The following is a 13,562-nucleotide window of genomic DNA, read 5'->3' on the forward strand; positions in this document are numbered from 1 at the left end:
GCCCCTGACAGTTCCTGCGGCCGCCACCGCAGGAAGAGAAAGAAGAAGATCAAAAGCAAAGACAACAGCAACAGCCGCGCGCTTTGGGTTGGGGTCGGATCCGTTTTCCGGAGGAAAACGGATCCGACCCCTTCTTGTTCTCCGATACACCTCATCCACGCATAGCGTGGAAAACCCACCGTCACCAGGAAATTGTCGGAGGCGGTGAGGGGGCCGATGGCGGGACCGTCCACGGCATGGATGCCGGGGCCGAGCCTACAGGGACGTACTTGCGGCGTGTCCCGCCATCGGCCCCCTCACCGCCAGACCAGCAGAAATCCAGAGCCGCTTTTGAAGTTGCTGTTGCCGTTGCTTGAGAAAAGCGGTGCAGCCGCAGGCGGCACCCCCCCCCCTCAATCCTGATCGTGCACGCGCGCGGCCTCGGCCTGCGTCTCCTCCTGCGCCGCCATCTCGCGTGCGATCCACGCATCGATCATGTGCCGCTGGCGCTGCGCCTGCCGCCGCTCGCGCGTGTATTCCTGGTCCAGCACCCGGTACAGCGACACCATCACCAGCACCATCAGCAGTGCGAATGGTAGTGCCGCGATGGTGATCATGCCCTGCAGCGCCTCCAGGCCGCCGGCCAGCAGCAGCGCGCCAGCAATCAGCGCCACGCTCACGCCCCACGCCAGCTTGCGCCTGGAAGGGGGATCGCCGGCCTCGTCGGTGGACATGCTGGCCAGCACCAGTACCGAGGAGTCGGCCGACGTCACGAAGAAGATCATCAGCAGCACCAGCGCGATGCCTGACAGCAAGAGTGGCAACGGCATGCTGTCGAACATCGTGAACAGCACTGTCTCGTAGCCATTGCCCAGCGCCTGCAGCAGGTCGGCCTGGCCGAAGACCTGCATCCAGATCGCCGTGCCGCCGAACACCGAGAACCAGAAGAAGCCCAGCAGCGTAGGTGCCAGCACCACGCCGATGACGAACTCGCGCACGCTGCGCCCGCGCGAGATGCGCGCGATGAACGAACCGACGAACGGCGCCCAGGAAATCCACCAGGCCCAGTAGAAGATCGTCCAGTCGGCCACCCAGGTGCTGGACGAGAACGGCGACATGCGCAGGCTCATCGTGATCAGCTGGTTGAGGTAGGAGCCCAGCGTGGTGGTGAAGGTGTTGAAGATCGCGCCCGTCGGGCCGAGCACCAGTACCAGCAGCAAGAGCAGGGCGGCCAGTGCGAGATTGAAGTTGGACAGCCACTTGACCCCGCGATCGACGCCGCTGAGGGTGGAGGCCATGTACAACACAAAGGCGACGGCGATGACGGTCAGTTGCAGCGGGACGCCCGCGTGCAGGCCGAACACGCGTTCCATGCCGGCCGCGATCTGGATGGTTCCAAAACCAAGCGTGGTTGCCACGCCAATTGCGGTGGCAACCACGGCAGCGATGTTGACCACACGGCCGATCCAGCCGCGATGATGGCGGCCGATGATCGGCTGCAACATGTCGCTGACCAGTCCACGGCCATTGCGGTTGAACTGGAACCAGGCCATCGCCAGGCCGATGAGGGCATAGACTGCCCACGGGTGCAGGCCCCAATGGAAGAACGCATAGCGCATGGCGGCGCGCGCGGCGTCCATGCTTTCAGGCGCCAGCCCTTCCGGTGGCTTGCTGAAGTGTGAAATGGGCTCGGCAGCACCCCAGAACACCAGGCCGATGCCCATGCCCGCGGCGAACAGCATCGACATCCAGCTGGCGCGCGAGAATTCCGGCTCGGCGTCTTCACCGCCGATGCGCAGGTTGCCGAAGCGGCCAAAGGCCAGATACATCAGGAACACGAGCGCCAGGAACACGACCAGCAGGTACAGCCAGCCGATGCCGCGGATCAGTTCACCGAGGATGCTCTGCACCACGGCATTGAAGGGACCGGGTGCAACACCGGCGAGCAGCACCAGCAGCAGAACCAGTGCGATGGAAACGCGAAACACCATGGAGGAGCTTCTCCGATCAAAGGATTGAGGGGAGCGAGCAGAGCTTGCAGCGAAGGGCCGGCGGCAGGCGCCACCGGCCGGGCAGGGGTCGCGGGGCGACGATGGAAACACCGGTCGCAGCGACACGATGCGCGTGCACGTTACTGAATGCGATGTCATTGTTCTGTTAACGAATAGCGATTGGGGTCTGATCCGCTTTCCGCGGGAAAGCGGATCCGACCCCGGGGCGACTCCGGAGGCGGGCGGTCTATGCTCTAATGCACGCCAAGAAGCGGGGGTACCGCGGCCATCTGGCCACGGTTGAGACAGTCCCTTGGAACCTGATCCGGCTCATACCGGCGTAGGGAAGCTTTGCAATGCAGCCGTGCCGGGACTCCGCCGAAGGACCGCCCGCGCGTGGCAGCCGTGCGCCGCCGCTTCGTCCCTGACCTTCCTGGACGATGCCCGATGAACGCACAGCTCTCCGCCCTGCAGCAGCAGGCCCGGCAACTCTCCGAATCCGTGACCCGGCCCATTCCCGGTTCGCGCAAGATCCACGTATCGGGTTCGCGCCCGGACCTGCTGGTGCCGATGCGCGAGATCGCGCTGACCCGCACGCCGACGCTGTTCGGCGGCGAAGAGAATGCGCCGGTCACGGTCTACGACACGTCCGGCCCCTACACCGATCCAGACGTACGCATCGATCTGTCCGCAGGCCTGCCGGAACTGCGTCGCGGCTGGGTGGAAGAGCGCGGTGATACCGAGCAGCTCGAAGGACTGAGTTCTTCGTTCGGCCGCGAGCGCGAGCATGATCCGAAGCTCGATGCCGTGCGTTTCCCCGCACGCAGCCTGCCGCGGCGCGCACGGGCAGGCGCGAACGTCACCCAGATGCACTACGCACGCCGCGGCATCATCACGCCGGAAATGGAATTCGTCGCCATCCGCGAGAACCAGCGGCTGGACGCGATCCGCGATGCCGGGCTGTTGCAGCAGCACCCGGGCGAGGCCTTCGGCGCGTCGATCCAGAAGATCATCACGCCCGAATTCGTGCGCGACGAGATCGCACGCGGCCGCGCGGTGCTGCCCAACAACATCAACCATCCGGAAAGCGAGCCGATGATCATCGGCCGCAACTTCCTGACCAAGATCAACGCCAACATCGGCAACAGTGCCGTGTCCTCCGGCATTGCCGAGGAAGTGGAAAAGCTGGTGTGGGCGATCCGCTGGGGCGGTGACACGGTGATGGACCTGTCCACCGGCAGGCACATCCACGAAACCCGCGAGTGGATCATCCGCAATTCGCCGGTGGCGATTGGTACCGTGCCGATCTACCAGGCGCTGGAGAAGGTGGACGGCCATGCCGAAGCGCTGACCTGGGAGATCTTCCGCGACACGCTGATCGAGCAGGCCGAGCAGGGCGTGGACTACTTCACCATCCACGCCGGCGTGCTGCTGCGCTATGTGCCGCTCACTGCCAGGCGCGTTACCGGCATCGTCAGCCGCGGTGGCTCGATCATGGCCAAGTGGTGCCTGGCGCACCACAGGGAGAACTTCCTCTACACGCACTTCGAAGACATCTGCGAAATCATGAAGGCCTACGACGTGACCTTCTCGCTGGGTGATGGCCTGCGCCCGGGCTGCATCGCCGATGCCAACGACGCGGCGCAGTTCGGCGAGCTGGAAACGCTGGGTGAACTGACGAAGATCGCCTGGAAGCACGATGTGCAGACCATGATCGAAGGCCCCGGCCACGTGCCGATGCAGCTGATCAAGGAGAACATGGACAAGCAGCTGCGCGAGTGCGGCGAAGCACCGTTCTACACGCTGGGCCCGCTGACCACCGACATCGCGCCGGGCTACGACCACATCACCAGCGCGATCGGCGCGGCGATGATCGGTTGGTTCGGCACGGCGATGCTCTGCTATGTAACGCCCAAGGAACACCTGGGCCTCCCCAACCGCCAGGACGTGCGCGACGGCATCATGGCCTATCGCATTGCCGCGCACGCAGCCGACCTTGCCAAGGGCCATCCCGGCGCGCAGGTGCGCGACAACGCGCTGAGCAAGGCGCGTTTCGAGTTCCGCTGGGAAGACCAGTTCCACCTCGGCCTGGATCCGGAGAAGGCCAGGGAGTTCCATGACGAGACACTACCGAAGGATGCGCACAAGCTGGCGCACTTCTGTTCGATGTGCGGCCCGCACTTCTGTTCGATGAAGATCACCCAGGACGTGCGCGACTACGCCGAGGCCGGCATGAAGGAGAAGTCGGCGGAGTTCCGCGCGGCCGGTGCCGAGGTCTATCGCCAAGGGTGACGGGTAACCGAGTGCCGGCCGCCGGCCGGCATTCGGTTGTGCTGAGGGCCGGGGAGAGTGCTGGCCAGCGGCCGGCGCTACGCCTCATCACGCCGCTCCCGGCTATCCTCCGCCCATCTCCCTGGGGAAAGGACGCCATGCCTGTTGCCATCACCACGCGTTGGCTGGCCATTGCCCGCCGCCATCCTTCGGCCTGGTTGCTGGGCGCGCAATTGCTGGCGGTGCTGTTGTATCCCGCGCTGGACGACACCGCTGCGGGCCGCGCCGTGCTGGGCATGTTCGGTATCGCGGTACTCGGTCTGGCGCTGTGGGTGGTCCAGCGCAGCCCGCTGGGTACCTGGCTGGCGCTGCTGGTGGCCATCCCGGCCGTCGTGCTCTCGCTGGCGGGTGCGTTGCTGGATCGCAGCACCCTGCTGACGGCGGCCCAGCTGCTGGAAAGCCTGCTGTATTTCTATACGGCGGGGGCGTTGATCGCCTATATGCTGGATGACCATAAAGTCACCCGCGATGAACTGTTTGCAGTCGGGGCGACCTTCACCCTGCTGGCCTGGGCATTCGCCTTTGCATTCGCGGTGTGCCAGCAATGGTATCCAGGCAGTTTCCAGGCCACAGGCAGCAGCGTGCAGCGCAGCTGGATGGAACTGCTTTATCTGAGCTTCAGTTTGCTTTCCGGTGTCGGGCTGAGCGATGTGGTGCCCCTGCATCCGCAGGCCCGCGCACTGGTCATGCTGGAGCAGTTCGCAGGCGTGATGTATCTGGCTTTGGTGGTTTCGCGCCTGGTCGGGCTGACCATGCTCCGGCGCGTCTGAAGATGAACGGCAGATAAAAATTTCGCGCCCCGAAAGGCGCGAATGGTGCTGCGGATTATGTGAATGCGTCGGCGAGAGAGAGCCTGATGTCGGCCACGCGATAGGCGAGGTAACCCACATAGGCTAGTATTCGCCCGCTTCATTGTTTTTGCGGTATGCGCCGATGCTTTGTGCGGAGTCTGGCTTTTTGCTGTGCCAGGGACGGGAGGGTATCGATGGCAAACGCTGCCCCGGGCCTGTCTCTTCTACTGTATGGCAAAAATGAACAGCAGTGAAATACAGCCGTCCGAGCATGATCGGATCCGGATCGGCGAGTGCATCGTCACGTTGTCTTCCCGCGAGGTAATGGCTGCGGGCGCGCGCCGCCCGCGAAGACTCACGCCCAAGGCACTGGCTGTGCTTCGCCTGCTGCTGCGGCAGCCCGGGCGCGTGGTGACACGGGACGAATTGTTTGCCGAAGTATGGCCGGACACGCTACCCACCAATGATGTGTTGACCCAGGCGGTCACGCAGTTGCGCAAGGCCTTCTCCCTCGACGGAGATAATGGCCAGGCCTATATTGAAACCATTGCCAAGACCGGCTATCGGCTGCTGGTGCCGGTGCAGGTGCTGGCCGAGCCGGGGCTGGAAGTGGATGGCACCCAGGCATCGCCGGCCAGTGATGCCGGTGGCGTCCTGCCCGCGATGGCGGCCATGCCCCCGGAGCCCCGCCGGCGCTGGCGGTACTGGCGGCGTCGCCTGCTGCTGGCACTGGGCGTGGCCATGCTGCTCGCACTGCTGGTGCTGACCGCGCTGCTGCTACGGCGTCCCGCTGGGCCCGGTTCAGCGGTCGATGCCGCCGTGGAGAACGGCACGCGGGTAATCGGCAGCCCGGAGCGGCCGTATCGCCTGATCACGGCGACGGCCGGGTTCGAGACTTATCCGACGCTGTCGCCCGATGGATCCCAGGTCGCGTACGAAGGGGCCAACGATGACGGCAACGGCGGCAGTGCCATCAAGGTGCAGACGTCCGGTAATGCGCCGGCGCGACAACTGCTGGCACCGCCGGAAGGAGCCAACGACCGCTTCCCGAGCTGGTCGCCCGATGGCCGCGAGATCGCCTTTGCCCGCTTTGGCGCCAATGGCAGTTGCCAGGTGCTGATCGCAAGCGCCACCGGTGGCGCGCTGCGCCAGGCTACCCGCTGTGACGGCACCGAGCTGCTCAGCTTCGATTGGACGCCCGACGGCCACGGCCTGGTGTTCGGCAGCATGTCGGGCCGATATGCCTATCGCGGCATCCGAGTGCTCGACCTGGCCAGCGGCCAGTGGCGTGCGCTTGATTACGACGTGGACGAGGATGATTTCGACTATGCGCCGCGTTATTCGCCCGACGGGCGCTGGCTCGTGTTCGTCCGCAACCCGCAGCTGGGCGACCTGTGGCGGGTGCCCGCTGGTGGTGGCACGGCCGAACAGCTGACCAACGAAGCGGCCGAGCTGCGGGGGTGGGCCTGGATCGGCGACGGCCGGCACATCGTCTTCGGCCGTCGCGTGGACAGCGAAGCGCGCCTGTATTACCTGGATGTGGCACAGCGCACGCTGCGCGACGCAGGCCTGGATGACGCGCAGTGGCCGGCGGTTTCGCGGCGTGGTGACATGCTTGCCTTCGTGCACCGGCGCGCCCAGTTCGGCGTGTTCAGGATGCCGCCCGGAGGGGAGGGCGAACGCCTCTTCGCATCCAGCGGCCGCGATGGGCAGCCGATGGTGGCCCCGGATGGACAGCAACTGGTCTTCAGTTCCGATCGTTCCGGCAGTTTCGCGCTGTGGTGGGCCGACATGCGGCGGCCCGATTCGCTGCGGTTGATCGAAGGGTTGCGCCCGGAGGGGCGGCAGGCACCGGATTGGTCGCTGGACAGCCGGCGCGTGCTGGTGGTCGGGCGTGACGAACACGGCCAGGCCGTGGTGTACGAGATCGCCCCACGCGATGAGCGCCTGCATCGGTTGCCGGTTCCGGTCGAGCAGCCGCTGCAGGCGCTGTACGGGGCATCGCCGGACCAGGTACTGGTGCTGGAACGCGACGCCGGCCGGCACACCCGACTGAGCCTGTTCGACCGGAGCAGTGAGCCCTGGCGGCGGCTTGCCAGCCTTGACGGGGTGTCGCAGGCGCGCTTCGATCGCAGCAATGGACGGGTGCTGTTCACCCGCTTGGCCGCGGGCGGGCTGTGGTCGATCGATGCGGCCCTCAACGCTGCCAGTGTGCAGCAGGTCAGCCAGGAGCACCCCAGTCGCTGGCGCTACCGGACCTGGACCGTGGCGGGTAATGGCAGCATCGATTACCTCGGCAGTACCGCTGCTTGCGCCACCACGCTGGTCCGCCTGCAGGCGGGGCAGCAGCAGCCGGAGCGCTGCCTGGACGCGCAGCGGCTCAGCGCCAGCAATGGGTTGAGTGCCAGTGCTGATGGAAAGGACCTGTATCTGGCCCTGGCGGTCAACGATGGTGCCGACATTGGCGTGATGCGCCTGCCCGAAGCGCCGCCGGCCTTGTTCACGGCCTTCGGCAAGTTGTTGATTCTGGGCAGGAAAGGTCCTTCGTAATTTTTTCGGGGGGATCTCGTCGCGAATTCGGGGCGATCTCGGCAGTCTTTCCTGACGCGGAGCCGCCTGATTGGGCAAAACGGGGGCCTGTACTTGGCAAATCCGTGGTGCCTCCATGCGTCAAATCTCCCTGGCCGATCGCGGTCAATCCGTCTCCCTCGACAAGGCCGTCGACGAGTCGGCGCCCACCTGCCTGGGCGTCGCTCGGCTGGGCAGCCTGCAGACGGCGGGTACCAGCTTCACGGTGTGGATGCAGGTGCGGGGCACGTCCTGGGTGGAAGCGAAGGAAGGCCGGTTCCGGCTGCGCCAGGGGGAATGGATCGCGTTCGAGAAGGAATCGCGGCCCTTGGTGCAGGCCGGTCGCAATGGCTTGTGCGTGGGCCTGAACCTGAACGTCGAGGCGCTTCGTGTGCTGGCCGAGATGGCCGACTGCGGCCTGTACGCGGGCCGCGGGTTGATGAGTCGCGCCGAACGCCGCGTCGGCCTGCGCCTGTGGCGTGACGCCCAGGCCAGTGGCCAGCCCGCGCAGGCGCTGCGCCCGCTCCTGCTGCACCTGGCCGGCCTGCAGCGCAGCCTGGCCGACAACGTGCAGCGCTGCCCGGGCCGCTCGCGCAGCCGCAAGCGCCAGGTGTTCGGTCGCATGCAGCGCGCGCGCCTGTACCTGGAAGGCAACAGCCACCGCGTGGTGCGCATCGGTGAGCTGGCCGAGCTGACCAACTTCTCCAGCTGGTACCTGTCCAAGACCTTCCAGAGCCTGTACGAGGAAAGCCCGCAGTCGTTGTCGGCCCGCCTGCGCCTGGAGCGCGCTGCCGATCTGCTGCGCGACACCGACATGATGATCGGCGAGGTCGCTGCCGCCAGTGGCTTCGACAACTGCTGCAGCTTCGCGCGTGCGTTCCGCGCCCGTTACGGCCAGTCCGCATCACGCTTCCGTGAGAACGGCGGGGTGCTCCCGCCACAATCTGCAAAGTCTCCCGTTGTGTCGCGCAAATACAGCGGTGCAACGCGGTCGTAACGTGCTACGGCGTTTTAACACGCTACTAACACGTACCTTGGAGAGATTGATGAACGTTCGTATTCCTGCAGTGCGGCTGGGCTTGCTGCCCGCCGGCATTGCGCTGGCCTTGGCGCCGTCCTTCGCTTCGGCGCAGGACGCTGCCGCCAGCACCGGCACGACCGACCTGGACCGCATTTCGGTCACCGGTTCGCGCATCCGCCAGGCCAACATGGAAACCGCGCAGCCGGTGATCGCACTGCAGCGCGCGGACATCGAGAAGCAGGGCTTCACCAGCGTCGCCGACATCGTGCAGAACCTGGCTGCCACCGGTTCGCCGGCCATCAGCCGCGCTGATGCACTGTCCTCGGGCGAAGAAGTCGGTGGCCAGTACGTCGACCTGCGCAACCTCGGCCCGGAGCGCACCCTGGTGCTGCTGGACGGCAAGCGCATGGGCGTCAGCACCGGCGGCTACACCGACCTGGCTGCGATTCCGACCTCGGTCATCGAGCGCGTCGAAGTGCTGACCGACGGCGCCTCGGCCATCTACGGTTCGGATGCCATCGCCGGCGTGATCAACATCATCACCCGCAAGAACTTCGACGGCCTGGAAGCCAGCGTCTACGGCGGCCAGTACAGCAAGGGCGACGGCGAAAAGCAGGTCTACAACTTCGTCTACGGCCAGACCGGTGAGCGCGGTTCGATCACTTTCGGCGCCGAGTACAGCAAGGAAGATCCGGTCTGGGCGAAGGATCGTGCCTTCAGCCGCTACCCGAATGGCCAGTTCCACCCGAACCCGACGGATGCGGACGCCAATGGCTGGTCGCCGGCATCCAACCATGGCGTGCTGATCGACAGCAACGACAATTGGTACACCCGCGCCAACAACGGCACGGGCAACACCATGGCCGATTTCCGTGAGTTCGGTACTGCCGACTACACCAATGCCAGCCAGGAAATGTGGCTGCAGAACAAGCTGACCCGTCGTTCGGTCTTCGCCAACGGCAACTACGACCTGACCGACAACATCCGCGCCACCGCGAACGTGCTGTACACCAAGCGTACGGCGACCCAGCAGATTGCCGGCTACCCGTACCAGTCCGAGGTCTACGGCACTCCGCTGTCGGCCGACAGCATCTACAACCCGCTGGGCACGGAAGCGAACTTCATCCGTCGGACCTCCGAAGTGCCGCGCCAGACCGAGTCCGAGCAGGAGACCTTCCGCTTCTCGGCCGGGCTGGAAGGCTCGTTCGAGTTCGGTGACAAGTTCTGGGATTGGGACGTGGGCTACGTCTACAACCAGAACAAGGGTGTGAAGACCGGCACCGGCAACCTGTTCATCCCGAATGTGCAGAATGCCGTCGGCCCGTCGTTCATCGATGCCGGCGGCGTGGCCCGCTGCGGCACCGCCGACAAGGTCATCGCCGGCTGCACGCCGTGGAACCCGCTGGCACCGTACGGCAGCACCGGCAACGGCTCGCTGGCCGATCCGGCCCTGCAGGCGTACCTGTACCTGCCCAGCCACGACACCTACACCAACACCACCAAGGCCTACAGCGCCAACATCTCCGGCTCGCTGTTCTCGCTGCCGGCCGGTGACCTGTCGCTGGCTGCCGGTTACGAACACCGCGAAGAAAGCGGTGAGTACAGTCCGGATGCACTGCTGCAGTCCGGCCTGAGCACCGACCTGGCCGGCAAGCCGACCGAGGGCAGCTACAAGCTCGACGAGTTCTACGTCGAACTGAACGTGCCGGTGCTGGCCGACATGCCGTTCGCCAAGGAGCTGTCGCTGGACGTGGCCGGTCGCTACTCCGACTACAACACCTTCGGTGACACCATCAACAGCAAGTTCGGCCTGAAGTGGAAGCCGATCGACGACCTGCTGGTGCGCGCGACCTACTCGACGGGCTTCCGTGCCCCGAGCATCGCCAACATGTACGGCGGCACCTCCCAGACCTTCGACTCCTACACCGATCCGTGCGACAGCAGCTTCGGTTCGGCGGCGCGCAACGCTGCCGTGGCCGCTGCCTGCCAGGCCGGTGGCGTGCCGGCCAACTTCCGCCAGATCACCTCGGGCGGTGCGCAGTCGACCGGTCCGGGCACCCAGTCCTACAGCGCGTTCGAGTCCGGCTCGAACCCGGAGCTGAAGCCGGAAACCTCCAAGACCTGGACCGCTGGCCTGGTCTACAGCCCGAACTTCGTGCAGGGCCTGGACATCAGCCTGGACTGGTGGAAGATCCGCATCGACGACGTGATCGCCGCCGAGTCGGTGACCTCGATCCTCAACCAGTGCTATGTGCTGGGCGTGGAGTCGGCGTGTGACCGCTTCAGCCGTGGCACCGAGGGACGCACCACCAACCAGGTGGTCGACGTGACCCGTACGCTGATCAACGGCGGCTACCAGGAAACCGCCGGTTACGACCTGGGCGTCAAGTACCGCCTGCCGGAGTTCTCCTTCGGCCAGTTCGTGATCGACTGGAAGACCACCTACGTCGATTACCTCGAGTACAAGCGTGACAACGAGGCCGAGACCGCGGTCGAGCAGCACACCAGCTGGGCAACCGGCGACTGGGGTGCCAACTTCCGCGTCCGTTCGAACCTCAACGTCGATTGGAGCCTGGGCAACCTGGGCGTGAACTGGGCCGTGCGTTACTACTCGAGCATGAAGGAGCCGTGCTCCTACGACACCGAGTGCAACCTGCCCGACTTCAGCTCGGCCTACACCCTGGCCCAGCCGACCCGCAAGGTGGGCTCGAACACCTTCCATGACCTGCAGGTCCGCTACACCCTGCCGTGGAAGGCCACTGTCGCTGTCGGTGCCAACAACGTGTTCAACCACGAAGGCCCGGTCATGTACAGCCAGCCGAACTCGAGCTTCTCGTACTACGGTGGCTTCGACATCGGTCGCTACTACTACATGAAGTACACCCAGCGCTTCTGATCCACCGAAGCGCAAGCGCAGTACCAGGAGGGCGGGCCGCGAGGCCCGCCCTTCCTCGTTCTGCACGGCGGCCGACACGCGGCCAGCAAAAAGGGCAGGCCGACCGGCCTGCCCTTGGATCCGCGCAGTGCTGCCCGCCTCAGGCCTCGCTGGGAACCAGGCCCATCAAGGCGTTGGCGTGCTCGCGCCACTGCGGCAACCTGTTCAGCACGCCCGCACGCTGCAGGTAGTCCTCGTCCACCGGATCACCGTTGACCAGGGCCAGCGCCACGTGCACCGCACCGGTGACCCAGAAGCTGCGGGTGTTGGCGCGCTGCGGCTGCAGGTGGAACGCCACCGCCTCGATGATCGGCATCGGCAGGCCCCACAGGCCCAGCAGGTAGGCGCCGGCTTCGGCGTGGCCCGGGCGCATGTCGCCGGCCAGGGCCGGTTCACTGCGTTCGTTGCGCACGCCCGGCAGCAGCAGGCCGATGTCGGCCAGCAATGCGGCGGTCGCACCCAGTTCGGCACTGGACTGCGGCAGCAGGCGCGCTGCCAGCCGCGAGGCGAGCAGGGCCCGCTGCTGCAGCGAATTGCGCTCGGCCGCCGACAGCGTCGGCGCCGAAAAGACTTCGCTGGCCAGCACCAGGTCGCGCAGCGTGGACAGGCCAAGGCGTGTCACCGCAGTGCGCAGGTCGGCAATGGTGCGGCCCTGGCTGAAGAACGCTGAATTGGACAGCTGCAGCACCTTCGCCGCGATCGCCGGATCGGCGGCGACCAGCTTGGCCACATCGGCGCTGTCGGCATCGTCGTCATGTTCCAGGGCCTGGGTCAGGCTCAGGTACAGGTGCGGTGGCGAGGGCAGTTTCTCGATACGGCCGATGGCATCGCGCAGGCGCGGACTGTCCAGCACCTCGCGCAGTTCTTCCAGGCTGGTCAGTGCTTCGAGCAGCACTTCGGGCGCCAGCGGCAGCGGCAGGAAGCGGTGGGCGACACCGATCAGGCGCGCTGGCGGTGGCCGGTTGCCGTGTTGGCCATCGATCAGGGCGATGCGGATGGTCTCCGGGCGCAAGGTCCGGATCTGGCCCAACAGCGTGGTCGCGTTGAGATCCGGCAGCTGCGGACAGGCAATCACCGCGTCCACCCCCTGGGTCGCCACCGCGGTCATCGCGGCCTGGCCATCGGTGGCGGTCAACGGTTGCCAGTCTTCCCCAAGATCGGCAATGAATTCGGTCAGCTCGGCCGGCAGGCTGGCTGCATCCCCAACAAGCAGAATACGCACGACACATTCCCCTGGCTGTCTCGACGATGGATGTCGACGACGTGTGAAGTGACGCAATTTACCTAATACGGCGGCCAGAGTGATATGCCACCGTCATGAAACGTGACCCGCATCGCTCCGGCGGGCTGCCACCGGAGCGATCCGGTTCAGGCTCAGGCCTTGTTGCCGTCGAGGTAGCGCTGGTGCGCTTCCTTCAGGATGGTCTTGGCCTCGGCAGCGCCGCCCCAACCGTCCAGCTTGACCCACTTGCCCTTCTCGAGGTCCTTGTAGTGCTCGAAGAAGTGGCCGATGCGCTCCAGCCAGTGGCTCGAGACCTGTTCGATGTCTTCCACGTGGGCATAGCCGCTGAAGATCTTCGCGACCGGCACTGCCAGGATCTTCTCGTCGCTGCCTGCCTCATCGCTCATCTTCAGCACGCCCACCGGGCGGCAGCGCACGACCGAGCCCGGCACCAGCGGCAGCGGCAGCACCACCAGCACATCGGCCGGATCGCCGTCACCGCACAGGGTGCTCGGCACGTAGCCGTAGTTGCACGGATAGCGCATCGGGGTGGACAGGATGCGGTCGACGAAGATCGCACCGGTTTCCTTGTCCACTTCGTACTTCACCGGCTCCGAGTCCTTCGGGATCTCGATGATGACGTTGATTTCTTCCGGCGGGTTCTTGCCGGGCGAGACGAGTTCCAGACCCATGGTGTGCTCCAGGTGGGGGTATAGACGGACGG

9 protein-coding genes and 1 riboswitch are annotated in these 13,562 nt (G+C 65.7%); of the genes, 5 read left to right on the forward strand and 4 right to left on the reverse strand.

Annotated features, from left to right (window positions below):
- Together A9K58_RS19950 and A9K58_RS16635 are read right to left on the reverse strand one after the other, a co-directional pair.
- A partial coding sequence (locus A9K58_RS19950; RefSeq protein ID WP_231109337.1) for a hypothetical protein occupies positions 1–233 on the reverse strand: 233 nt, incomplete at its 3' end.
- 159 nt (positions 234–392) lie between these two features.
- Positions 393–1,970: a BCCT family transporter gene (locus A9K58_RS16635; RefSeq protein ID WP_065200394.1), complete on the reverse strand. Its 1,578-nt coding sequence runs from the start codon at positions 1,968–1,970 to the stop codon at positions 393–395.
- A gap of 263 nt (positions 1,971–2,233) precedes the next feature.
- Positions 2,234–2,335, forward strand: a riboswitch (TPP riboswitch).
- An 82-nt stretch (positions 2,336–2,417) separates the two neighbouring features.
- Between A9K58_RS16635 and thiC the strand changes: the two genes are divergently transcribed.
- The 5 genes from thiC to A9K58_RS16660 all read left to right on the forward strand — a co-directional run bounded on the left by thiC (position 2,418) and on the right by A9K58_RS16660 (position 11,577).
- Positions 2,418–4,262, forward strand: a complete 1,845-nt coding sequence (gene thiC / locus A9K58_RS16640; protein WP_065200395.1) for a phosphomethylpyrimidine synthase ThiC — start codon at positions 2,418–2,420, stop codon at positions 4,260–4,262.
- A gap of 137 nt (positions 4,263–4,399) precedes the next feature.
- Positions 4,400–5,071, forward strand: coding sequence for an ion channel (locus A9K58_RS16645; protein ID WP_065200396.1), 672 nt, complete (start codon positions 4,400–4,402; stop codon positions 5,069–5,071).
- A 261-nt stretch (positions 5,072–5,332) separates the two neighbouring features.
- On the forward strand, positions 5,333–7,642 hold the full coding sequence (locus A9K58_RS16650; protein ID WP_065200397.1) for a winged helix-turn-helix domain-containing protein: 2,310 nt from the start codon (positions 5,333–5,335) through the stop codon (positions 7,640–7,642).
- Positions 7,643–7,757: 115 nt separating this feature from the next.
- Positions 7,758–8,657: a helix-turn-helix transcriptional regulator gene (locus A9K58_RS16655; protein WP_065200398.1), complete on the forward strand. Its 900-nt coding sequence runs from the start codon at positions 7,758–7,760 to the stop codon at positions 8,655–8,657.
- A 49-nt stretch (positions 8,658–8,706) separates the two neighbouring features.
- Positions 8,707–11,577, forward strand: coding sequence for a TonB-dependent receptor (locus tag A9K58_RS16660; RefSeq protein WP_065200399.1), 2,871 nt, complete (start codon positions 8,707–8,709; stop codon positions 11,575–11,577).
- A 139-nt stretch (positions 11,578–11,716) separates the two neighbouring features.
- On the opposite strand, the gene A9K58_RS16665 is transcribed toward A9K58_RS16660, so the two are convergent.
- Both A9K58_RS16665 and ppa read right to left on the reverse strand, forming a co-directional pair.
- A complete protein-coding gene (locus A9K58_RS16665) occupies positions 11,717–12,838 on the reverse strand; it encodes an HDOD domain-containing protein (protein ID WP_065200400.1) in 1,122 nt (373 codons plus the stop codon).
- Positions 12,839–12,990: 152 nt separating this feature from the next.
- Entirely contained in the window at positions 12,991–13,530 is a 540-nt protein-coding gene (gene ppa, locus A9K58_RS16670; RefSeq protein WP_065200401.1) for an inorganic diphosphatase, read from the reverse strand.
- Between the last annotated feature and the right edge of the window lie 32 nt (positions 13,531–13,562).

Origin of the sequence: Stenotrophomonas maltophilia (assembly GCF_001676385.1) — a bacterium.
GTDB classification, from domain to species: Bacteria; Pseudomonadota; Gammaproteobacteria; order Xanthomonadales; family Xanthomonadaceae; genus Stenotrophomonas; species Stenotrophomonas maltophilia_J.